General features: G+C 64.3%; 24 protein-coding genes. 8 read left to right on the top strand and 16 right to left on the bottom strand.

Annotated features, from left to right (window positions below):
* The first annotated feature begins 215 nt into the window (after window positions 1–215).
* The 3 genes from AADZ55_RS12600 to AADZ55_RS12590 all read left to right on the top strand — a co-directional run bounded on the left by AADZ55_RS12600 (window position 216) and on the right by AADZ55_RS12590 (window position 3,529).
* Window positions 216–1,037: an alpha/beta fold hydrolase gene (locus tag AADZ55_RS12600; RefSeq protein ID WP_085326805.1), complete on the top strand. Its 822-nt coding sequence runs from the start codon at window positions 216–218 to the stop codon at window positions 1,035–1,037.
* 111 nt (window positions 1,038–1,148) lie between these two features.
* Window positions 1,149–2,861 carry a sensor histidine kinase gene (locus tag AADZ55_RS12595; protein ID WP_207569141.1) on the top strand — a complete coding sequence of 571 codons (1,713 nt, stop codon included), beginning with the start codon at window positions 1,149–1,151 and terminating at the stop codon, window positions 2,859–2,861.
* Complete coding sequence (locus AADZ55_RS12590; protein ID WP_085326804.1) at window positions 2,843–3,529, top strand: response regulator; 687 nt, start codon at window positions 2,843–2,845, stop codon at window positions 3,527–3,529. The genes AADZ55_RS12595 and AADZ55_RS12590 overlap by 19 nt, the downstream gene beginning before the upstream one ends.
* A 21-nt stretch (window positions 3,530–3,550) precedes the next feature.
* Here AADZ55_RS12590 and AADZ55_RS12585 read toward each other — a convergent pair whose 3' ends face one another.
* Window positions 3,551–4,972 carry a condensation domain-containing protein gene (locus AADZ55_RS12585; RefSeq protein ID WP_085326803.1) on the bottom strand — a complete coding sequence of 474 codons (1,422 nt, stop codon included), beginning with the start codon at window positions 4,970–4,972 and terminating at the stop codon, window positions 3,551–3,553.
* Window positions 4,973–5,177: 205 nt separating this feature from the next.
* Window positions 5,178–5,522, bottom strand: coding sequence for a PE family protein (locus AADZ55_RS12580; RefSeq protein WP_085326802.1), 345 nt, complete (start codon window positions 5,520–5,522; stop codon window positions 5,178–5,180).
* Between the two features lie 561 nt (window positions 5,523–6,083).
* On the opposite strand from AADZ55_RS12580, the gene AADZ55_RS12575 reads away from it, so the two are divergent.
* The 4 genes from AADZ55_RS12575 to AADZ55_RS12560 all read left to right on the top strand — a co-directional run bounded on the left by AADZ55_RS12575 (window position 6,084) and on the right by AADZ55_RS12560 (window position 8,017).
* Entirely contained in the window at window positions 6,084–6,725 is a 642-nt protein-coding gene (locus AADZ55_RS12575; protein ID WP_085326801.1) for a PE family protein, read from the top strand.
* Window positions 6,726–6,855: 130 nt separating this feature from the next.
* On the top strand, window positions 6,856–7,134 hold the full coding sequence (locus tag AADZ55_RS12570; RefSeq protein WP_085326800.1) for a hypothetical protein: 279 nt from the start codon (window positions 6,856–6,858) through the stop codon (window positions 7,132–7,134).
* A 29-nt stretch (window positions 7,135–7,163) separates the two neighbouring features.
* Window positions 7,164–7,568, top strand: a complete 405-nt coding sequence (locus tag AADZ55_RS12565; RefSeq protein WP_085326799.1) for an NYN domain-containing protein — start codon at window positions 7,164–7,166, stop codon at window positions 7,566–7,568.
* 83 nt (window positions 7,569–7,651) lie between these two features.
* Entirely contained in the window at window positions 7,652–8,017 is a 366-nt protein-coding gene (locus AADZ55_RS12560) for a DUF732 domain-containing protein (protein ID WP_085326798.1), read from the top strand.
* A gap of 35 nt (window positions 8,018–8,052) precedes the next feature.
* Here AADZ55_RS12560 and AADZ55_RS12555 read toward each other — a convergent pair whose 3' ends face one another.
* The 14 genes from AADZ55_RS12555 to AADZ55_RS12490 all read right to left on the bottom strand — a co-directional run bounded on the left by AADZ55_RS12555 (window position 8,053) and on the right by AADZ55_RS12490 (window position 21,116).
* Window positions 8,053–8,685: a CAP domain-containing protein gene (locus AADZ55_RS12555; protein WP_085326797.1), complete on the bottom strand. Its 633-nt coding sequence runs from the start codon at window positions 8,683–8,685 to the stop codon at window positions 8,053–8,055.
* A gap of 37 nt (window positions 8,686–8,722) precedes the next feature.
* Window positions 8,723–9,208, bottom strand: coding sequence for a hypothetical protein (locus tag AADZ55_RS12550; RefSeq protein WP_085326796.1), 486 nt, complete (start codon window positions 9,206–9,208; stop codon window positions 8,723–8,725).
* The gene (locus AADZ55_RS12545) at window positions 9,205–9,771 is read right to left on the bottom strand and encodes a mammalian cell entry protein (protein WP_085326795.1); all 567 of its coding nucleotides are present in this window, start codon (window positions 9,769–9,771) and stop codon (window positions 9,205–9,207) included. Before AADZ55_RS12545 ends, AADZ55_RS12550 begins: the two co-directional genes overlap by 4 nt.
* A gap of 46 nt (window positions 9,772–9,817) precedes the next feature.
* A complete protein-coding gene (locus tag AADZ55_RS12540) occupies window positions 9,818–11,266 on the bottom strand; it encodes an MCE family protein (RefSeq protein ID WP_085326794.1) in 1,449 nt (482 codons plus the stop codon).
* Entirely contained in the window at window positions 11,267–12,442 is a 1,176-nt protein-coding gene (locus AADZ55_RS12535) for a virulence factor Mce family protein (protein ID WP_423202309.1), read from the bottom strand.
* On the bottom strand, window positions 12,442–13,725 hold the full coding sequence (locus AADZ55_RS12530; RefSeq protein ID WP_085326793.1) for a virulence factor Mce family protein: 1,284 nt from the start codon (window positions 13,723–13,725) through the stop codon (window positions 12,442–12,444). The genes AADZ55_RS12535 and AADZ55_RS12530 overlap by 1 nt, the downstream gene beginning before the upstream one ends.
* Window positions 13,722–14,954: a virulence factor Mce family protein gene (locus AADZ55_RS12525; protein ID WP_085326792.1), complete on the bottom strand. Its 1,233-nt coding sequence runs from the start codon at window positions 14,952–14,954 to the stop codon at window positions 13,722–13,724. The genes AADZ55_RS12530 and AADZ55_RS12525 overlap by 4 nt, the downstream gene beginning before the upstream one ends.
* The gene (locus AADZ55_RS12520; RefSeq protein ID WP_085326791.1) at window positions 14,951–15,979 is read right to left on the bottom strand and encodes a virulence factor Mce family protein; all 1,029 of its coding nucleotides are present in this window, start codon (window positions 15,977–15,979) and stop codon (window positions 14,951–14,953) included. The genes AADZ55_RS12525 and AADZ55_RS12520 overlap by 4 nt, the downstream gene beginning before the upstream one ends.
* Window positions 15,980–16,009: 30 nt before the next feature.
* Window positions 16,010–17,356: an MCE family protein gene (locus tag AADZ55_RS12515; protein ID WP_085326790.1), complete on the bottom strand. Its 1,347-nt coding sequence runs from the start codon at window positions 17,354–17,356 to the stop codon at window positions 16,010–16,012.
* A 4-nt stretch (window positions 17,357–17,360) separates the two neighbouring features.
* A complete protein-coding gene (locus tag AADZ55_RS12510; RefSeq protein WP_085326813.1) occupies window positions 17,361–18,170 on the bottom strand; it encodes an ABC transporter permease in 810 nt (269 codons plus the stop codon).
* An 18-nt stretch (window positions 18,171–18,188) separates the two neighbouring features.
* Window positions 18,189–18,974, bottom strand: a complete 786-nt coding sequence (locus AADZ55_RS12505; protein WP_085326812.1) for an MlaE family ABC transporter permease — start codon at window positions 18,972–18,974, stop codon at window positions 18,189–18,191.
* 255 nt (window positions 18,975–19,229) lie between these two features.
* The gene (locus AADZ55_RS12500) at window positions 19,230–19,442 is read right to left on the bottom strand and encodes a ferredoxin (protein WP_085326788.1); all 213 of its coding nucleotides are present in this window, start codon (window positions 19,440–19,442) and stop codon (window positions 19,230–19,232) included.
* A gap of 19 nt (window positions 19,443–19,461) precedes the next feature.
* On the bottom strand, window positions 19,462–19,872 hold the full coding sequence (locus tag AADZ55_RS12495) for a nuclear transport factor 2 family protein (RefSeq protein WP_085326787.1): 411 nt from the start codon (window positions 19,870–19,872) through the stop codon (window positions 19,462–19,464).
* The gene (locus AADZ55_RS12490; protein WP_085326786.1) at window positions 19,869–21,116 is read right to left on the bottom strand and encodes a cytochrome P450; all 1,248 of its coding nucleotides are present in this window, start codon (window positions 21,114–21,116) and stop codon (window positions 19,869–19,871) included. Before AADZ55_RS12490 ends, AADZ55_RS12495 begins: the two co-directional genes overlap by 4 nt.
* Before the next feature lie 128 nt (window positions 21,117–21,244).
* Between AADZ55_RS12490 and AADZ55_RS12485 the strand changes: the two genes are divergently transcribed.
* The gene (locus tag AADZ55_RS12485) at window positions 21,245–22,429 is read left to right on the top strand and encodes a LuxR C-terminal-related transcriptional regulator (protein WP_085326811.1); all 1,185 of its coding nucleotides are present in this window, start codon (window positions 21,245–21,247) and stop codon (window positions 22,427–22,429) included.
* Window positions 22,430–22,625: the final 196 nt, after the last annotated feature.

The following is a 22,625-nucleotide window of genomic DNA, read 5'->3' as shown; positions in this document are numbered from 1 at the left end:
CGGCGTCCGCGTTGCCACCGGGGTGTCGGCGTACACATTAGCGTTCAGCACGGCAAGACAGCCGAAGACACAACGGCCGGCTGCCCACCCAAAAGCGGCCCAGCCTAACGCGAAATGCACCCCCGGAAACAGCATTCGGCCGCGCCTAGTGCCGGGTGCCGGCGGCGCATTCCAATCTGTTCATAGCCCGGTGATTGGCGTAGTGTCCCCAAGCCATGGCTGATGCGATTCATTTCGTCGATGCGAACGGGCTGAAATTTGCCTATCTCGAGGAGGGCTCTGGGCCTTTGGTGCTCCTGTTGCACGGGTTCCCGGACACGGCGCATTCCTGGGACGATCTTCGTCCGCGCATAGCCGCCAAGGGCTACCGCGCGGTCAGCCCGTTTATGCGCGGGTACCACCCGACGGCGGTCCCGGACGGCGACCCCGATCAAGAGACCTTGGCGCGCGATGCCCTGGCGTTGATCGATGCGCTCGGCGCCCGCGACGCCGTCGTTATCGGGCACGATTGGGGAGCCTCGGCCGCGTATGGGGCGGCGGCGCTTCACCCGGACCGGGTGAAGAAGCTGGTTACCATCGGCATTCCCCACCCGGGGGCGCTCAAGCCATCGCTGAAGAAGCTTTGGGGCGCCCGGCACTTCGCGGCCTACAAGCTGCCAGGGGCGCCGAACCGCTTCGCGCGCAATGACTTCGCCGCGCTCCCCGCCATCTATCGGCGGTGGTCCCCTACCTGGAACCCCGACCCCAAGGAATTCGATGCCGTGCGCGCGAGCTTCTCAAACCGGGCGAGCCTGAACGCGGCGTTCGGGTACTACCGAAAGCTCTCCCCGGTACCGTCGGCATCACTGAAGGCGCGAATCACGGTGCCGACGATCGTCTTTGCGGGGCTCGATGACCCCATCGTCGAGCCTGCGGACTATCGGGGTGCGGCCCGGATGTTCGGGAACGAGTACCTCGTCGAGGAGGTCCGGGGCGGGCACTTCATGCACCGGGAGCATCCCGAGGCATTCGCCGAGCGGCTCCTGACTCACCTGTGATCGGAGATGGCGAATTGCGCACGGGCCCTTAGCACTACCCACGGAGATTCCCCGCGAAACCGCGCCCGCACTTTTGCGCATTTTGCTCAGGTCGCGTGCTAAGGTCCCTTCATGGCCTACAGGGGCCGCATCGACTTGCGACTGGCCAGCCGGATACTGCAGCTGCAACTCGTAGTTGTGACGTTGACGCTGATGGTCGCCTTCGTGCTGTTCGTCCAGTTCAATCGCCACCGGTTGGACATCCAGTACGGCAATCATGCATTGGATATCGCTCGCGTCGTGGCCGCCTCCCCGACGGTACTGGGCAACATCTCCCGCTACGACCAGACCTCGTTGACCCGGAGTCCGGCACTGGTTGACGAACTAGCGGCCGGTCCGCTGCAAGCCGTGTCATCACGGGTTGGGCAGCGCACCCATGTGCTGTTCGTGGTCATCGCCAACTCGCATGGCATCAGGTTGGCGCATCCCGTTCGTGACCAGTTGGGGCTGCGGGTCAGCACGGATCCGACAAAAGTGCTGGCCGGACACGAGGAAGTGCTCCATCAATCCGGCACCCTAGGACGGTCGATCGTCGGCAAAGTCCCAGTGCTGGAACCGGGTTCGGAAAAAGTGCTGGGTATGGTCAGCGTTGGCATCTCCACGAAGGCGTTCGATGAGCAGTTCTCCAGAAATCTGCGCGTGCTGGCCCCGTTGGGAGGTGCGGCCCTGCTGATCGGTGTCGCCGGCTCGGTGGCGCTGGCCCGGCGGTGGCGAGGGCTGACACTGGGCCTACGGCCGGCCGAGATGGCCGAGCTGGTGCGCACTCAGGCGGCGGTGCTACACGGCATCGGCGAGGGCATGTTAGCCACCGACAAGGCAGGGAAAGTCACCTTCGTCAACGACGAGGCATGCCGACTGCTTGAGATCGGCAATGAACTGGGTCGGCGCATCGATGCGATCGGGTTGACCCCGCGTGTCCTCGAGGTGTTCACGGCGGCCGATGCCACACCCACGCTGGCCACGGTCGGCCAACGGATCGTGGTGGTCTCGGCGCGAAGAGTGTCGCGCGAGGGCCGTGAGCTGGGAACCGTACTGGTGGTCCGGGACCGAACCGATGTCGAGTCACTGACCCGGCAACTGGACGCGGTGCGGGTGATGAGCACCGCGCTGCGCGCCCAGCGCCACGAGTTCGCGAACCGTTTGCACTTGCTGAACGGACTGTTGCACACCGGTCATCTCGAGGAGGGGATGCGGTATTTGGAAGAGCTCCTCGGTGCGGGCCCGCTGGGTTCGGCGGTGCCCGGTATCGACTCCATTCGCGATACCCACCTACAGGCGTTCTTGGCGGCCAAGGCCGCGGCTGCCCGGGAAGCCGGGGTAACGCTGAAGATTGGCGAGAACACTTGGGTATCTGGCCGGCTGGAGCTGCCCGTCGACGTGACCACCGTGGTGGGTAACCTGCTGGACAATGCGATCGATGCTGCCCGAGTGAGCGGTGCTAGTGCGGATACTCCCAAAGAGGTGGAAGTCGAGCTGCTGCAAGAGAATTCAACGCTGCATGTCACGGTGGCCGACAGCGGCGATGGCGTCGCGCCCGATTTCGTCGAGCAGCTGTTCACCGAGGGCACGACGACTAAACCAGACTCCGGCATACCCGGGGGGCGAGGTATCGGGCTTGCGTTGTCCCGCCAGATCAGTCGTGCCCTCGGTGGCGACCTCTGGCTGTCGAGTCCCGGCAATCCCGCCGCCAAACCAGAAGCGGGGGCGGGGCTGCGCGGCGCGGAGTTCATCGCCCGGCTGCCGGGCGTGATGGCAGAGGAGGCGCAATGGGTGGCACAGACCTGACCGTGCTGGTGGTCGACGACGACTTCCGCGTGGCCAACATGCATGCCGGAATCGTCACCGCGATGCCGGGTTTCACGGTCACCGCCACTGCGAACACCCTGGCCGCTGCGCGCGAGGCCGCCCAACAGGGCCCCGGCGTCGACCTTGCCTTGGTCGACGTCTACCTGCCGGACGGTTCGGGAATCGATTTCGTGCGCGAACTGCGCGGAGACAGCATGGTGCTAACAGCGGCAACCGAGGCGGACACGATCCGCGCTGCGATGGCCGCCGGCGCGGTGAGCTACCTCGTCAAGCCGTTCGCGACCACCGAACTCGCCGCACGACTGGCGGGATATGCCCGCTACCGCAAAATCCTGGCCAGCCCCAATCTCAGCGCCGCCGACGTGGACGCGGCTCTGGATGCGCTGCGCCCCAGAGCCGCCCCGGCGCAGTCCGCCACGACCACGGTCTCCCCGACCAAACAGCTTGTGCTGCAGGCCTTGCGAGCATCGGAGGCGCCGATGTCAGCGGCGGAGGTCTCTGCGGCGATCGGGATATCGCGGGCGACCGCTCAACGGTATCTGGCGGCGTTGGCGTCCACCGGGAACGTCACCGTCGGCTTGCGTTACGGCACCACGGGAAGGCCCGAACAAGAATTCGCGGCGAGCGACAACCGGCCATCCCGGTGAAGCGGTGGGCGGAGAAATCGCTCAGCTGGCCGAGAGCTCGGACGAATCTGCTTGGGCTGTCACCTGCGCTGAGGTGTCCTTGACCACGCGCGCGAACGTCTCAATCAGTGTCACGGTGTAGCGGCACACCGACATCCGCGCGTCGGGGTTGTTCGGAAACGAGATCGTCATCGTGGTCTTTTCGGCGTGCCGGTTGATCCACAGGTTGATCCCGCCGTTTGACAGATTGTCGCTGTAGACACCGAAATTCGTCTTGTCCCACCCCGCGGCGTCAGGGATCTTGCGCAGATCGAGGAACGAGACCCGCATTGCCGGAGGCCTTCGCACCGTGATGCCCAGCTGTTCCGGAGTGGCCAATTCCAGTACCCGTTCGAACGGCACGTTAGCGAGATGCTTGGCGGTATCGTAGCTATGCTGCGCTGCGCGAGCCGTCTCGGGAAACGAGCCGCCGCCGATCGGCACGGTGATCGGAACCAAGTTGGCAAAGCAACCCACCGTCGTTGTGTCGATGGCCGGCGTCCGCGTGTCGCGGGGGGTGAATCCGTGATAGGTCTGGGTTCCGGTCAACTCCCGCTCGACCAGTGCCGCGCACGCGAGAACTCCCCCGCTGAAGCGGGCACCAGCCGCACGACAGGCCGTGTCGAATGCCTGCGTCTCGGCGGCGTCTAGCAACTCGACCGTCAGAAAGTCGCCTCTGTTGCTCGCCGAGGTGTCGCCGAGTGGCAGCGGGAAGCCCGGCCAGTCGCCGTTGGTGGCGCGCGCGAACTCGATCCAGTCTTTGATCTCGGGGGACGACAGGGTCAGGCTCGCCACCTTGTCGCGCTGCCGGGCGGCGTAGTCGCGATAGCTGGCAGTCCGGGACAGGGCCGCGACCTGCGGCTGACCCCGGTACATCCCGCAGATGTCCAAGAAGATCAAGCTGGCGGAGATGTCGTCGACGTGCAGCTGATCGACGCTGGCGTAGCACGTGAAGTAGCTAGGGTGCTGGATGATGCCGAAGGTGAAGCAATCCCAGTTAAGCGTTGCCGGCGTGGTCAAGGCGTGTGCGCGCAACTGTTGGGCGCTCATGTATCCGAAACTTGCGGGGATGAGGTCGATGTCTGCTGGGTCGTCGATGGTGCGGCGCACAAAGACCTCGTTGTCGAGTTCGAACCAATCGTGGTAGGCGTCGTGACGTCGAACATGCAGATTGATCGCTGCGGTCATCGCCGGAATGTCACACACGCCGGGCAGGTCCCAGGCCACGACCATCAGGCGGGGTTGCTCCCTGTTCAGCACCTGGCTTTGGTAGCTGCTCGAGAGGTGTCGAGCCCTCTGATAGCTCGGAGCCAGTTGGCTGCGCCGCGCAGACCGAGCAGCTGCACGTGCCGCAGGTGAGGCCATCCACGTAGTAACCAGGCCATGCGGCGGTAGCCAATCGTTGATGGTGCCCAAAGCGACCATTTTCTGATTCCTTGTCTGTGTTGCGCCGACGCATTATGCGCGCGTGGGAACGCCATTGTGAATAGCTTTGGCACGGGCATGGCGGGCTCGCGTGTTGTGATCATGCGATGTATTCGGTTACCGAACTTGGGGAGCCTCTGCGCCGTGTTGCTCTTTTGGGAGATTGTCGGAATATGTGCCTATTCCGCGATTTTGCGCGCTTCGTTCACGCGGGAAACCAGGCGCCGGGCGAGAAGCCAGGGGCCGGCCACAGCAGGGCGTCGAACACCAAGGCGTCGGCGGCGGCCTGGTCTGCCTCGGTATAGGTCTGCGCGATCTGCGTGAACGCCTCACCCGCCCGCATTAACTCCTCCTGTGCGGCTTTGTTCAGGGAAAGGATCGAGGCGGCTTCTGCCTCGAACGCGATGACCGCCTGTGCCGAGACCTCGTCGGCTCCGGCGGGAGCTAGCCCGGTCACCGACTTCGACGCTTTCGAAGCGGCTTCTACGGCCTGGCTACCGATGTCGAACACTTGTCCTCCGATGTCTGCAACGACTGGATGAAATGACATGGATTGCACTTATGCACTCCTCGCTTGTCTGTCGCCGACTGCGCATGCAAGAGACACGGAAATGTCTATTCGCGATTCATCTCTCGGCTGCGCAATTACCCGGCGTCGCATACCGCCCGATTGCTTCGGTATTTGTTGGGACTGAACTTACGGTGCCGCTGTACCTGTGTCGCGCTTGTAGGCGATAGCTGGAATAAGCAACGATTTCGCGGTTTTGCTCATTGTGCTCACGTCGCGCCGGGGAGCCGGGCCGACCGGCGGGGGTGGTAGGCCAGAACCGTGATGTGACCTGCGCAATAGCCCAGCTGCCGCGGCTGGGTCCGTCACATTCGACTAGCGCTGGCGCGTGGTATCCACCTGCGCATACGCGAAGCTGGGTCTTGTCGTTGCCTCGGCTCAGCGGTGGTCCGGAGCTAGGCCAGTCGGTCCGCAAACCGATTTCTGCGGCTTAGCGGGTCAGCGAACCCGCAGCGGGTTTAGAATTGTCTCATCGTCCGGCGTAGCTGGACCGGATTTTGCGGCCGTTTGAGTCCGCGTACAAATACACAGGAGCAAACGCAGATGGATTCCATGTCACACGATCCGGCCGCTGGCGACATCGGATCACAACTGATCGAAATCGGAAGCCGTGGCCTATCGGCCGGTAGTGCGGCGACGATGTCGACGGTGACCGGAGTGATACCCGCAGGGGGCGAAGAGGTATCCGCACTGGCTGCGATGGCGTTCGCGACGGAGGCTACCCAGATGATTGGTGCGAACGCCGCGGCTCAAGAGGAGCTGATGCGTGCGGGGACGGCGCTGACGGACATCGCCCGGATGTATGGGGATACCGACGACAATGCCGCGGGTGCGTTGACGTTCGGGGCCGGCCTGATGTCCCGCGGGCCTGGTGGTTCGGGTGTAGGCGCAGGTGCGGGACTGATGCGCGCGGGATTGCTGCCCGGCGAAGCTGGATCGGCCGCACGCACGCCGCTGATGGCCCAGTTGCTCGAGGGGTCCTCCTCGCCGATGGCGTCGGCCGCCGCCAACGCCGGCTCGTCGGCGATGAGTGGAGCTGCACCGCTAGGCAGCGGAATGGGGGCGGGCGCACCGGCCGCCGGCAGCTCCAAGGCAGGGCTAGCATCGGCTACCGGGCCGGCCGAGGAGGACGAAAAGACCCCGGAAGACCCGGGCGATGAGCCCGATGGTGAGCGCTTGGCGTAGCAGCCCGCGACTTTCGACTCGTTACACTCTGCCGTCACAGCTCTAGCCCTAAGCCCATCCGCAGGCCGTGGGTGGATCTCCTACGCTTGCGCTACTGCTCGATAGCGAAGGACTAGCGAAGGAGAGTGTTGTGACCAACCCCGACATGGCCACAGTCTTGCGGCAAATGAAGATCCCCGAGCGCATGACCAGCAGCCAGGCGCTCCGCGACTTCTTGCTCGCCAACACCGAGGACGGGCAGGAGGTTCCCACTGGTCGCGAACAAGTCCTTCAGTTGAACGGGCTGCTGCTCCTTTCGCACCTAGAGGTCGTGAACGCCCTGGGGGCGTTGGAAGAGCGATTCGCTCTGGAGCATTACCAGAAGTTCCAACAGGAACTGAAGAAGTCTCGAAAGCGCAGATGGTGGTAGCGCGGCGGGACATCGTCGTACCGTGAGGTGTGCGGTGGATCATCGATGGCATGAACGTGATCGGGAGTCGTCCGGACGGGTGGTGGCGGGATCGCAATCGCGCGATGGCGGTGCTCGTGGAAAGGCTTGATCATTGGGCAGCTGCTAAGGCCCGGGACGACAACGTGACGGTGGTGTTCGAGCGGCCACCATCAACCGTCATGCGTTCATCGGTAGTTGAGGTGGCGCATGCGCCCAAGGCGGCCGCCAACTCGGCCGACGACGAGATCGTCCGGTTGGTGCACGCGGACCCCCGACCACATGAGATACGAGTGGTGACATCGGACAGGGCGTTGGTCGACCGGGTCGAAGGCTTGGGTGCGTCCGTCTATCCGGCGGAAAGGTTCCGTGACCTTATCGACCCGCGGATAGCACCGGCGCGCCCCGGGGAATGATCGACTGACCTGCGTGGCGCACCGGCCGAGCACCTTCTTCATTACCGGCTCATCCCCCGGTGCAACTACGTATCATGTCAGCTATGAAGCGTTGGCCGTCGCCGGCCGCTTTGATTGTTGCCGCCGCTGTCGGCGTGGTGCCACTTGTGATAGCACCGCGTTCGGATGCCGCGCCGGCTCCCGAGGTGGAGTATCTGTATAACGTTGCGGTGCGGCGGCACTACAACTTTCCGGACAATGACGCGCTTGGCTACGGTCACGGGATCTGCGACAAGGTCACCGCGGGCGCAAGCTACGCCGACGTGCTAGGTGATGTTAAGACTGACGTGACGCCCAACGATGAGTTCGCGGCCAATTACCTGGTCTCGTACGCGGTACGGCTACTCTGCCCTGCCCAGATCTGGCAGCTGAGGAACTCGGCAGCGCGCTACCAACCACCGGCGGAGTAGCCGCTTCTATTGCCAAACAACGTTCTGCTCCTTGGCTATTGGGGTGGCATGCCGGGCGGCGGGTAGACGCCGCGCAGGATCCAGGGAAGCCAACTGATACCGTATTCGATCTCGTCGCTGGCGTCGTAGTCGGGGCTGGGGTCGATCGGAACGTTCTCCGGCATGGCCATCGGCGGCGGAGGTCCCGTTTGAGGCTGGCCATACACCGCAACCACAACGGTGCGATCCGGGCTGTTTTCCGACCACACCCCGATCTGGGTGTTGGCGCAATCGGACATGATCGCGAAATACGCTGGTTCGTAATACCACTGGTTGAGTAACTCGATGCCACTGATCGCCACCGCGGGATTGATCGCAACGGTTTCGGAGGCCTTGCCGTGGTAACCGGCGGCATTCGCGCGGTCTTGCGGTGTGGACCCGTCAGAACCAATGTCGCCGTTGAGATTTCGGTTGTTCAGCACATCGAGTGTGTGCCACTGGGCGGCTAGTTGCAATTGCGGGTTGATCTTGACGTCGTTGGCGCAGCCGGCCTGATGTTGAACGGTATAGACGTTCGCGACCACGCCATCATTGAGTCGCTTGTTGTCAGCGCGCGCCGTGGGGGCACCCAGTATGGCGCTGGAAGCCAGGACGAACAAAGCAGACAGGATCGGCTGTCGATAGTGCATGTCAGGTTCTCCTTTCCGTCCGGGGCCGGCACCGGGTTCAGACGGGGTCGAATTGTGAGACCAGCCAACGCCCGTCGATCTTGTCCAGGGTGACTCGAACGCTGGATGCGGTGCTGGTCGGCATGCCCTGACCGACGATGATGGTCTGGTTCACGAAGAGCAGGACGACGGCGTGGTTGGCAGTCGCCGATACCGAGGTGGCGGCCGGTACCGTTGCAGCGGCAGAGATTTGCTTCTGTCTGGCGCCCGGGATCACCACGTCGTGAGTCAGCGACGTGTAGGCGTTCAGAAACTCGCCGGTCAGCCTGCCCCGCGCGGCGTCAAGGTCCTGCTGCACGGTGTCGGGCCGGTAGGACAGCAGCGCGATGGTGCCTTCGGTGGCGGCGTGGACGGATTCCGCGCGGGCGACCGCAGCGGCGCGGACGGAGGTGTCCTGCCATTTCAGAAAGCCTGCGGCACATACCAGCAGCAGCGCCAGTCCGGGCAGCAGCCGGTAGGCGATCACCCGCTTGACCGTGCTCATGGGACGAATCCGACGTTGGATACCTTGACCTGATCGCCGACCTTCTGGACGGTGATCCGCATGCGCCATGACCGCGGAACTGGGTCCGCTTCACCGGCATTGAAGGTCCGCACGGATACCGCTACCAAAACCTGGGCCGTGTCGGCGGTCTGCGTCTGAAGCCCGGCCTCGGTGATCGTGCCGACCGTGTCGGCCTTCGCTTGCTTAAGCACCTCGATGAATGGGCCTGAGCGCCGGGCGAAGTCGTTGTAGAACTCGCCTGTCGCTCCGTCCAGAATGCGGCGCACGTCCGCATCGGCGTGCTGGTAGTCGATGGTTGTCAAGTTTACCGCCGCCTGCCTGGCCACCTGCAAATATTGACTTCGCTGGGCCTGCGCCTGGTGCGACTGGTGGACGCGAAATCCCAACCAGCCCACCAGCGTCGCCAACGCAACGACCACGGCCAGACCGAACATTGTTATTCGCCGCGGTGCGGACACAGCCTCTTGGCCGCTCGGCTCCGGACTGCCCTCGACGTCGGTGCGGTCGCCTACGGGCAGTTCGGGATCGGCTACAACGCTCATACCATCCTCCGTCCTTCGTGTTTGGTGACCCTGTGCGCCAGCGCCATCAAGACCCCGGCGGCGGCAGCAGCAGCGATTGCCATGTCTGTTCCTTCGGCGTGGCTTGAGCCAGGTCGGATCGGGTGTACTGGCGACCGTCGGGTCCGATATAGGTGCCGGTGGCCGGGTCATACTCGGCGGCGGCAATGGGCGGTGGCGGTGGGAGCCCGGGCGGCAACTGCGGGATGTCCTGACCGGACAGCGTGGCGTTGGGGTCGCCTTTCCAGTTGTTGCCGTCGCCCAGCGGGACGTACTGCTCGTTGCTTTCGCACAACGTCACGGTGGGTGCGCGCTTGCCCGGCACCGTTTCACATGGGATATTGCGGGCGCCGCGCACGTTGAGCGGAGAGTCCTGCGGCACTCTGCAGTACAGATCGCCGGCCGGGCGGTGCGGGTAGTCCTCCAGCGAAGGGATCCGCTGCTGCTGGGCCGGCAGGAACCCGGTGGTGCACGGCGGCGGCAAGTTGAGGTTGAGGTTGAAGCTCAGATACTGACCCCGGTACGCCTGTTTGGTGTTCGCGTTGGCGACGATGCCGGCCTGATCGGCGGCGACGGCCATGGGGAACACCACCAATAGCTGTTCGATGTCGTTGTGGTAGCTGAGCGCGACCTGCCCAACGCTGACGAGGTTGGCCAGCAGGATGGGCAAGGTAGGTTGCAGCCGCTCCAGCAGCGTGGCTACCTCCCCCAACGCCGGGCCGCCCGTGTCGATGAGGCTGGCGACGGCCTCGTCGTGGGTCTGCAATTCCGTGGTGAGGGCGGCCAGATGTGCTGCCCAGGCCGCGATCGCGTCCGATGTGTGAGTCTGGGAATCGAGAACCGGCTGGGCACGGTCGATCAGCGCCAGCAGTGGGTCGAGATTCTTGCGAGCATCGATCGCCAGGCCCGACGATCCCATGATCAGGCGGGAAAGTTCCGGGCCTAGCCCGGCCACCGCGGTATAGGACTCGTCGATGACGGTCTGCAGGTTCTGGTGCGGTATCGCCCCCAAGGCCGTGTTGGTTGCGCTGAGCAGGGTGTTGATGTCGGGTGGCACCGAGGTGTCGGCCAGTGCAATGACGTCGCCGTCCCGCAGCGGCGGTGAGGTGCCGTTGCGCGGCAACAACTCGACGTACGTTTCGCCGATCGCGGTTCGACTGTGCACCTCGGCTTTGAGATCGGACGGGATATCGATGCCCGATTTCAGTGACAACACCGCCAAGACGCCGGTTCTGGAGCCGATGTCGGTCAGCCGCACCGACTCCACCCGGCCGACTGCGAAGCCGCGATAGGTGACGTTGCTGGTGCTGTACAGCCCGCCGCTTTCCGGTAGCTCCATGGTCACCGTGTAGCGGCCGACGCCGAACAGCATCGCCGGCAGCCCCACGAAGTGCAGGAACGTGACGGCTAGCACGCCCAGCGCGACCACCGTGAAGATGGCCAGCTGAATAACGACTCGGCGCGGTAGGTGCTGCATCTAGGGCCCTTGGTCCCAGTGGTAGGCAACGGTCAGCGGATTGCCGGGGGTACCCCGGTAGCCCGCGGTGCACGGGCTGGGGAACTGGCCGATGGTGCGACCCCACTGCAGCTCGAGCTGGGTCAGATGACACTCCCACCGGGTGCCGGTAAGCAGTCCCTGGTCGATACGGCTGAGTGTGAGGTCGACGATCGCGGTCAGGTTGGCATAGTCGCCGCGCTGGAAATTCTGGAACGTCTCGTTCGGGAACGGGAAGGTGGCCAGCAGCGACAGCGATCGGGTCAGGCTGGGGCCGGCGTTGGCCAGCGACTCCAATACCGGTCCGAGCTGCGTCAATTCCCGGACCAGGTTCGCCTTGGTCTTATTGACCGAGTCGACGGTCAGGGCGCTGAAGTTGCTCAACTGATCGGCTGCCTGGACGAGCTTGTCGCGCTCGTCGCGCAGCACCGCGAGCGCATCGGGGATGGTCGCCAGGGCCCGATCTAAGACGGGTTGCTGCTCGGCGAACTTGCCAACCAGGCGGTTCAGGCTGTCGGCGGCCGCGATGATGTCGTCCGACTGCTCGTTGAGGTATGCGGTGAATCTGTCCAGCTGGCCGATCAGGCTGCGCAGATCCCGCTCACGACCGGCAAACGCGGTGCCTAACGCCTCGGTGATGTCCTGCACTTGGCCCAGTCCGCCGCCATTGAGCACCAGCGACAGCGCCGCCAACGTTTGCTCGGTACTCGGGTAGGCACCGCCGCGCGACAGCGGAATGAGCGAGCTGTCGCGCAGCTTTCCTTGCGGCGCTTCGCCTTTCGGCAACCCGAGTTCGATGTGGTATGAACCCAGCAAGCTGGTCGTGCCGATCTTGGCCGTTGCGTTGGCGGGCAGGTTTGTGTCGCCATCCAGGCGCATGGTCACCAACGCATGCCAGCCCTGACGCTCGATTTTCGTCACATGACCGACCGTCACGTCGGCAACTCGCACTCGTGAGTTCGGCTGAATGTTGTTGACATCGGGCATCTGTGCCTGGATCGCGTAGGACCCCGGACCGCTGCCGCGCGTGCCGGGCAGCGGCAGCGAATTCAGTCCGCGCCAGCCGCAGCCGGATGGCGCGGCGACGGCGGCGATCATCACCAAACTGACGACCCCACTACGCAAGGAGCGCAACGAGCGCGAGAAACCTTGTCTCATCAGCCCACTCCCGGAGGCAGCATCATGCCCGGCAGACCGGCCGTGGGGTCAGTAGCCACGGTCTCGGAGTTGGTAACCGGCTCAGGCTGGGTAGCTGGAGCCGGCCCTACGAAGTCGGGCCGCATCCACTCCTCGCTGTAGGTGACCTCGTTGGGCCTGGCCTGCGCGCCGACAAACAAGTTTTCCCCTAGCGGGGGAAAGTTGTACTGACGGTTTTTGATAATCGGCGCCAGGTACTGCACGCAGAGTTTCGCGGCTTGGTCGCCCCCCAACCGGGAGGCGGCCTGGATTGCTCCGCACAGGAAGGCGATCGGATTGGCGAAGTTGTTGGCCGCCAGCGCGCCGGTCAGCGCACCGTTGGCCGGTTCAAAGATGTTGCTGAAGTTCTGCAATACGGTCGGGGCGATATGTAGCGTCTGTTTGATGTCGTCGAGGCTGTCGACCAACACCTTGCTGATCGACGCGAGTCTGTCCGATGCCGTGCCGATCGCCTCGCGGTTCTCCGCGGCGAAGCCCTGCACGTCGGCAACGACCGCGTTGAGGTCCTCGGCCGCTTGACCGATCTGGGTCGGGTCGTCGGCCAGCAGCGACGAGACCGCGGCCAGGTTGCGGTTGAGCTGCTCGAGCAGATCCGCGCTGTCGTGCAGCGCCGTCACCAGCGTCGAGAGGTTTTTCACCGTGGCGAAGATGTCTGTGCTGTGGTCGCTGAGTGCGGATACCGCCTGGGACAGTTTGACAATGGTGTCGCGGATGCTGGGCCCTTGCCCGCGCAGGTTGTCGGCGGCGGAGTTGATCAGCGCGCCGAGCGTGCTGACGCCGCCGGCCTCGGTGGGCTTCAGCAACTCGGTTAGCCGCTGGAGTTGTGCTCGCAAGTCATCCCACTCGACCGGCACCATGGTGCGGCCCTGGCCGATGATCGCGCCGTCGGCCATGGTCGGCCCGCCAGTGTAGGGCGGCGTCAGCTGGATAGCCCGGCCCGTCACCAGCTGCGGCGACAGGATCGCCGCCTTGGCATCGGCGGGGACTTTGTACTTGCGATCGAACCAGAACGAGATCTTGGATCGCAGCGGTTGCGGTTCGATTTTGGCGATCTTTCCCACCGGCACGCCCCGGATGAGCACGTCGTCACCGGCGAACACGCCGTTGCTGTTGTCGAAATAGGCGACCACGATTGTTCGGGCGGCGTCGCTGCGGGTGCGCATTGCGACGATCACGCCCGCGACCAGCACCAAAGCGAGGGCGGTCGCCAACCCGGAGCGGGCACGCCGCAATCCTGTTGTCACGGTTGACCTCCCGGCTGCTGCGCGGGCGGCCCGGGCGGTGGACCGCCCGGCGGCGGGGCCGGCGGCTCCGGCCGGTACGGATAGCGCGGGTCGCCGGGATTGCCGGTGATTGCGTCGGGCAGGGTCAACCGCGGCTCGCCACCCTGGCCCGTCCGGGGGTACGGCATCGGCAACGGCGGAGTACCGGGTTGGCCGGTCGGCGGGTCCGTCAGCTGCGACGGCAGCAACGTGGCCGGGTCGAGCCCCAGGTCGGAGAAGGCGGCGCTGACGAATGGTTGCACGAACTGGCCGGGAAGCAGATTCACCACATATGCCTTGAAGAACGGGCCGGATGACAGCGACTCGCCTAGCGACATGACATAGGTATTGATCAGCGGGATGGCCTGCTGCACGCGTTCCTTGCGGTTTTCCACGATCGCCAGCACCCCGTTGAGCTTGTCGAGCGCCGGCCGCAGCTGCTGTCGATTCTCGGCGATGAAACCGCGCAATTGTCTTGCGGCCGCGGAGATGTTCGCCCAGATCTGATCCAGGGCGGCGCTTTGGGTTCGTAGCTGCGCCAACAACGCGCTCGTGTCGCGCACCAGGCTGACGATCTGGTCGGTGCGATTGGCCAGCACCCCCGTTGCTTTGGCCGCGTTGTCGAGCAGGCTGCGCAGTTGCGCGTCGCGCTCATCGAGGGTCTGCGCGAGTCGGGCCACCCCGTTGATCGCGTTCCGGAAATCTGCCGGTGTATCGGCAAAGGCTTGCGACAGGGTGGCCAGCGATTCCGACAGCAGGCCGGTGTTCAATCCGCTAATCGTGGCTGCCAAGTCGCCGAGCGCGTCGGGCAGCTGGTAGGGCGACATGGTCCGCTCGGTCGGAATGGGACCGTCGAGGTGGCCCTCGCCACGGGGTGTGACTTCGAGGAACTTGCTACCCAGCAGGCCCTTGGTTTTGATCGCGGCCTCGGTGCGGTCTCCGAGCCGAATGTGCTTGTCGACCTTGAACTCGACCAGCGCGCCGGGCCCGTCGAGTGAGATGCTGGACACCTTGCCCACCGGATAGCCGGAGACCTCGACGGTGTTTCCGGTCCGCAGCCCGCCTACGTCGGCGAAATAGGCGGAGACGCTATTGCCCCGGTTGAAGAAGGGCAGCCGCTGGTACTCCAGGGCGACCAGCACAACTCCGGCCACGGCGACGATACCGACGGCGCCGGTGACCAGCAGGTTGCGCTCGGCGAATGATTTCATTTGGGCGCGCACCGTCCGGTGGCCTGACCGGCCAGTTTGATGTACACGGGCTGGCCGCCCTTGCCATTGACCTTGAGCACGACATCGCATAGGTAGAAGGCGAAGAAGTCGCCGTACATGCCCTGGCGGACCAGCGCCTGGTACTTGTCCGGCAGCGTGTTGAGCAGATTGTCGAGATAGTCGTGGTCGGCCAGCCCGATGCTCGCGACCCGGTCGGTCTCGCGAACCACGTCGGTGAACGGCGCGCGGGCTTGCGCCAGTAGGTCGGCGACCGAGCCAGCGGCGGCGTTGGTGTAGGCCACCGCGTTGGAGATGTCGGTCTTGCGTTCCGCGAGCCCGTGAATCAACTGCGATAGCGACATCACCGCCTTGTCCAACCGCTCGCTCTGACCGCCCAGCGAGCCCAGCACCACGTTGAGGTTGATGACCACCTGCCCGATCAGCTGGTCCCGGTCCGCCAAGGTGTTGGTCACGGCCGCGGCCTGGCCCAGAAATGACTCGATCGTGGGGCCCTGTCCCTGAAACGCCTGCAGCAACTGTTGGCTCAGCGCGTTGACCTGGTCGGGGTTCAGCGCCCGAAACAGCGGCTTGAAGCCGCCGATCAGGGCATCCAGATCCAGCGCCGGTTTGGTGCGGGCCAGGGGAATCGTTTGGCCGGGACCAAGTATGTTGAGCCCGCCGGCCCCCTCTACCAGCGCCAGATAGCGGTCGCCGAATAGGTTGTCGTACCGGATCACCGCCTGGGATCCCTGCGTGAGGATGACCGAGTCGTCGGCGGTGAACTCAACCCGCACCGTCGCGTCCGGGTTGATGGAAATCTTCTTGACCTTGCCGACCTCAACCCCCGCGATGCGGACCAGCTTGCCCTCTCGCAGATTGGACACGTTGGTGAACTCGGCGTAGTAGGTCTTGCCTTCGCCGAATCGGAACTCCCCGAAGACGGCAATCAGCACGAACGCGGTCAGCAGGCAAACCGTCAGGAAGATGCCGAGGCGTACCACGACGCCCTTCAGGTTCTCCCGCATGGCTGGTCTCCTACTGCTACGGATCGGCGGTCACGGTGGTGGTGGCGGGCCCGGTTCCGCCGGAGGCACCCCCGGCCACAGCGGCACGCCGCCCGGCCCGTACAGCGCCGCCCCGTGCGGCGGGCCCGCGGGGTTCGGCCCGATCGCCGGCCCGGGGATGCACGGACGCACCGACGGCGGCTCGGGCACCGCGCGGGTCACCGGTAGGTAGTTGGCCCAGCATGGATGCCCGATGCCGGGGTTGGGCCGGATGTCGAGTCCGGTTCCCCATCCGGTGTTGGTGACGAGCTGGCGCACCGGGAAGTTCTTGGTGGCATCCGGCAGTGACCCACACCCCGGCTTTCCGCCGGGACCGCCGCTGGCCGCGACGAGCGGCAGGTTGTCGGGATAGACATAGGGGTCGTTGCCCAACAGCAGTGCCACATCCAGTTGCAGTGTCCGGCCATCGGCACCGCCCCACGCCGAATAGCCCCCGTTGTCGAGGTACCACTGGGCCCCCTGCAGGAAGCAGGTGTACTCGGGGCTGTACCGCAGTAGCAGGTTTGTGGTCGGCTCAAGCACGTTGACCGATGCGACGAGATTGTCCCTGCTGTAACCCAGCAGGTTGGTTCCGGTATTTGACAGGCCAATGACGTTGAGCAGCAACGCATCCAGCTGTGCGGAATGATTCACGACGGTGGTGGCGGTGGTGCTGGCTGCGTTCAGGATGGTCAGGATGTCCTGGGCGGCCGAGTGATAGGTGTCGGTGAAGTTTTTGAGTGAACGCCAGTTCTGGCCGATGGTGTCGCTGCGCGCGTTGAGTGCCACCAACACCTGGTTGAGGTCGGTGGTGGCCTGGCCTATCCGTTCGCCCTGTCCCCGCACGGCGTCGGCCACGGCGGTCAGCACCGCGTTCAGCTTGAGCGGATCGATCATGTTCAGCAGGTCGACGACGTTTTCGAAGACCGTGTTGATCTCCGTGCTGACGTTCTTCGAATGCAATACCGCCCCCGCGGCAAGCCGAGCATGACTGGGGTGCTGCGGCATCACCAGGTCGACGAACTTTGCGCCGAATGCGGTGGTGGCGCTGATCTGTGCTTCCACATTGGCCGGGATATACCGGATCTGATCGGGGTCGATCTCCAGCTTGAGGCTGGCCCCTTTCTTTTCGCCGCCGATTTGGCCGACCCGACCGACCTGCACGCCGCGCATCATGACCTTGGCGCCGTCGTCCATGACCAGCCCGGAGCGGTCGGCCGTCAGCGTTACCGGCACATAGGAGCGGAAGGTGCCAGTGAAGGCCACCGCCGTCACCAGGACAACCACGCCGATCGCGGCGAACAGGATCAGCGTCCACCACGCGTCGTGCAGACGGTGTCGACCCGGCCCGCGACCCATGGTGCTAACTCGCCAGGTGAAAGTTGGGGGACTGGCCATAGATGGCGAGCGTCATGATGACTATCGCGATCGACGCGACGACCATCGAGGCCCGCACGGCCCGGCCGACGGCCTCGCCAACCCCGGCCGGCCCGCCGTGCGCCGTGTACCCGTAATAGGTGCATACCAGCATGATCATGAGCGCGACCACGACGACTTCAAACGACGACCAAAGCACGTCGGTCGGGCGCAGGAACGTGTTGAAGTAGTGGTCGTACACACCGGATCCCTGTCCATAGATGGCGGTGGTGCCGACGCGTGCGGCCAAAAAGGCCGTCATGAGGCCCACGCAGAAGAGCGGGACGGCCACGACCACTCCGGCCAGAACTCGGGTGCTGGCCAGGTAGCTGACGCTATGGATACCGATTACCTCGAGCGCGTCGATCTCTTCGTTGATCCGCATCGCGCCCAGCTGAGCGGTGGCGCCGGCGCCGACGGTGGCCGCCAGCGCGACCATCACGGTGCCCGGCTGAATTTCCCGGGTATTGAAAAAGGCCGACGCGAAACCGGTTAAGGCCTCCACACCCACCGAAGCAAACTGGTTGTAGCCCTGCACCGCCACGATTGCGCCGGTGGTCATCGCCAAGAACCCGACGATGACCACCGTTCCGCCGATCACCGCAAGGGTTCCGGCTCCTAACCCCATTTGTGCGATCACCCGTAACAGCTCGCCGCGGTAGTGCATGACGGCGTCGGGAATCCCGGCCAGGGTGCTGATGTAGAACCGCATTTGCGATCCCATCCGATTCCATTCGCCCACAAGGGTTTTTGTCATGCGCGGCATGGGCTCACCTCATGGCACCATGAACGGGATACCGACGGCGGTGACGATGATGTTGATCACGAACAAGACGATGAAGGCAAACACCACGGTTTCGTTCACCGCCCGGCCGACGCCGGCCGGGCCACCGCCGACCGACATGCCCTTGTAACAAGCGATCAGTCCCGCCATCAGCCCGAATAACGTCGCCTTGATCAACGAGATCACGACGTCGACCGAATGGGTAAGCGTGGTCAGACCCGTCACCCAGGCACCCGCCGAGACGTGCATGAGAAATACGGAGCAAAAGAACGCCCCGATAAGGCCCGTCGCCATCACCACCGAGCTCAGCGCCAGCGACACGGTGGTGGCGGCCAGCACCCGAGGAACCGCCAGCGCTTGGATCGGGTTGATGCCCATGACCCGCAGCGCGTCGAGTTCCTCGCGGATTGTTCGGGCACCCAGATCGGCACACATGGCAGTGGCGCCCGCGCCCGCGACCACCAAGACCGTGACGATGGGGGCGCTCTGGTTCACAGTGAAGATCGCGCAGCCGGTGCCGGAAAAATCCGCGGCACCGATATCGGTCAGCAGGACATTGAAGAGGAACCCCGAGATCACCGCCCACGGGATCGTCATCAACACCCCCGGCAACGTCGACACCCGCGCCACGAACCAGCACTGAAGGAGGTATTCACGCCACGCAAAAGGTGGCTTGAACATGCATACGAAGGTGTCCAGTGACATCGCGAAGAAGTCGCCCATCGCGCGGACCGGCCTGGTGACCGGATGCGGGGCTTGATCGAGCAACGTCACCATGGCGCCGCGCACCACCGGGATTCGATGCTGTGTCGTCGGGCGGAGTTGCTCACGCTGGCCCCCCGGACCGGTAGGTACAAATCAGTGACATTTGTGAGCGTACGCGGCCCACGGGCCAGATGTCCATAACCAATACGCGGCCTAGTGGGCACTTGTTCGGTAAAAAGCGATGCTAATCGCCATATATCTGTCATGATGTAAATTAGCAGTACTGTGTCCTAAGTCGCACTCCGGAATGATGCTTGGCCACTCGAGTCACGGTGGCCGGGCACCGCAGTCCGGCACTAGTTCCAGCGCCCCCGACGGGCACAACCGCACCGCGTTACGCACCCTGCCCTCCTCGCGGGCCGGCACCTCGTCGGTGGCCAGCAGCACAATGCCGGCGGCATCCTGGTCGAAGAACGCATCGGCCGTCATCACGCACACACCGGCGGCCATGCAGATCTCGCGGTCGGCCCTGACCTTCATCGGACACCCATGGGACTTTTCATTGGCTGAACGCCTGCAAGGTGAGCGCGGAGTTCATGAAATCCCGGAAGTGCAACCAGCGACCGTCGCGCAGCGTGATGATGTGCGCGAACTCCGATTCCCACTCGTGTCCGGTGGCAAGCCGCCGGAACCGCTGGTGGCCCCAGGTGGCGAGGTCGTCACCGTGAGCAATGAACTTCCACGCCTGCATCTCGACGATCTCGATCGTCTGACCGACCCTGGCGAAGAAGGTAATCGCTTCCTCGATGCCCCGGTAATCGCCCGCGTAGGGGATCTGTTCGGTTCCGTAGTAGGTGATGCGCACGTCTGGATCGAGGTGCTCGAGCGCGGTGGCCAGGTCACCGGCCGGCACCGCAGCGTAAATCGCCTGCGTCGCTTCGATATTGCGGAACTCGATGGTGGTGGTCATGACAGGTGCAGGGGCAGACGGACAAAGGCATGGGTCAGCAGACTAGCGGTCTGCTTGGTGCCGGGGTCGTCGGTCAGCGCGATCCCCTGATGGCGATCGAGCACCGCGTTGAGCACCGCCATGACCTCCAGCCGGGCCAGCGCGGCACCGAGGCAGAAGTGCAGGCCATGTCCCATCGAGAGCTGCTGGCGGATGTTTGGCCGGTCGATGTCGAGCCGCCCGGGGTCGGGGAAGACCATGGGGTCGCGATTGGCCGAGCCGAAGAACAATGCCACCCACTCCCCCTTGCGGATCAGCTTGCCGCCGACCTCGACATCGCGGGTAGTGATGCGAAACAGCCGCTGGGGCGGCCCGTCCACTCGCATCGTCTCCTCCACAAAGATGTTCAGCAGCGTTCGGTCGGCACGAATCCGCGCCGTGATTTCGGGTTCTCGCGCCAGCGCATGCAACAGATTGCCGATCAGGAACGTCGTGGTCTCGCTGCCGGCGACCACCAACGTCACGCAGAACCGGACGATCTCTTCGGGCGTGAGCCGCTGCCCGTCAACCTCGGCGCGCAATAGCGCGGATATGAGGTCTTCGGCATCCTCGACGTCGTCGCTGGTCTCGCGCTCCGCTAGCCGGGCGGTGTGGTCGGCGAGTCGGGTGGCGAACGTCGCCACCATCTCCTGGTTGCTCGCGATGCGCTCGTCCGGCGTGAGTGACGATGACAGCATGAACGCGTTGGCCCATCGCCGGAAGCGAACGTGGTCTCCGTCGGGCAATCCCAGCATCCGCACCATGGCCCGGGTGGGAACCTCGGCGGCAAAACCCATCACCTCCACGTCGCCGGAGCCGAGGTCGTCGAGCAGCCGTGGTACCAGCTCGTTCAACCACTCCTCCAGCCGCTTCACCCGCCGCGGCGAGAAAGCCTGGCTGACCAGTTTTCGTTCGACTTCATGCTTCGGCGGATCGGTATTGACCAGCATGAGGCTCGGCGCCGAGGACGCCTCTTGTAGAGGGTCTCGCGACGAGAAGGTCGCGGCGTCTCGGACAGCCGCGAAAACCTGGTCGTATCCGAACAGCGCCCAGGCGGTGACCGGCTCGTCGGCACCGGGAACGGTTCCGGGTGGCCAGTCCCGGTATCCCGCCACGGGCGAGACCTCTCTCAGTCGGTCATAGAGCGGGTACGGATTGGCCACACCAAGTGGTTCGGTGAGAAGTTTTACGGCGGATTCGGTCCCCGAAACGGTCTCTGTTGACATGTCAACCAGCCTCTTTTAGCTGTGGTAGCAAAGCGATCCCCCGTTGGGGAGGACTCTTGCCCCCGTACGAGGGGAATTTCTGATTTCGACCACAATGTCGCGGTGGCGAGAGGACAGTGAGCACAGTGATGGCTGCTAGCGGTCTGCCCGATCCCAGTTCGTTCGACACCCTGGCTGACGGTGACCACCCCGGCTGGGCGTCACGCCCGGTCTCCGAAACCGACGCCGCGCGCCACTATCGGGACGCATTCGGCGATCGCGGGATCGATCCCACCGATGACCCCATCGCCGTCGTGGCCGAGGCGGTGGACGCGAAGGCCACCATCGTGCGCAACGCCCTGGAGGCATTCGGCGACGCCCACGCACTCAACGCGTTTGACGCGCTGTCGGATCTGTCCTCGCTCGAGCGGGAACTGATCGAAGACGGTGCGGCGCGGCGCACCCTTGCACTGTTGGCTGTGCAGGAAGGCTTGAGCAAATTGCGTGCTGTCGATGATGTCGCGATGATCGTCGACCGGGCGCCGCGTGAACTGGTGGAGTCGTGCGGATTCGATCGTGCGGTGCTCTTTCGGGTGCACGAGGGCCGGATGGTCATGGAATCGGCGTATTTTGGCGACGACCGCGAGGGTGCGGAGAAGATGGTCGCCTTCGCCCAATCGGTGGCGCCGCTGCTAGACCACATGCTGATCGAAACGCAGATGATCCGCCGGCACGCGCCCGCAATTGTGCGCGATGCGCGCAACGACCCGCGGGTCAACCGACCAATCGTCGATTTCTCGTTGACGCATTCCTACGTCGCCGCACCGGTGATGCCAACGGGTAAGGTGATCGGGTTCCTGCATGCCGACCGGCTGTATTCGGGCCGCACGGTGGACGAGATCGATCGCGACACGGTATGGGCATTCGCTGAGGGATTCGGATATGCCTACGAGCGCACGGTTCTGCTGGAGCGAATGCGCCGACTTAACGCGGAGGTTCGCCACGCCTTGGCGTCCGCAGACGAAGCCGCCCGCGGCCTGCAGGACGCCGATCTGGATCTGCGCAAGATCGAGCCGGTCGAACGTGGCCCTGCCGCAAGGTCATTGGCCGAAGTGCAGACGCGGGTGATGACCATGCTGACCCGGCGTGAGATTGAGGTGCTGCGGCTAATGGCGGGCGGACGCACCAATCAACAGATCGCCGACGAGCTGGTGATCTCGGCGGGCACGGTGAAGTCCCATGTCAAGAGGGTGCTACGGAAGCTGCACGCGACGAATCGCGCGGAGGCGGCCTCGGCGTATGTGCGCCTGGCGAGTGTGCCGGAAATTGGTTGAGCGCGACCGTGAGTTCGTAGCCGGGATCGAAATGCCATGCAAGCGCCGCTCCCCCAACGAACCTGATCTATATGTCTATAGCTGATACGCGCAGAAGAGGGTAGGCCATCCGCTAAACAGCATGTGATAGCGCATCATGGCTAGATGATGTATTTTATCAGTACTGCGATGGTGGATCGCGGTTGGGGGTCATCGG

It is taken from the genome of Mycobacterium decipiens, from assembly GCF_963853665.1.
GTDB classification, from domain to species: domain Bacteria; phylum Actinomycetota; class Actinomycetes; order Mycobacteriales; family Mycobacteriaceae; genus Mycobacterium; species Mycobacterium decipiens.
Note: the sequence above shows the minus strand (reverse complement) of the source record. Positions and strands in the feature narration are given on the sequence as shown.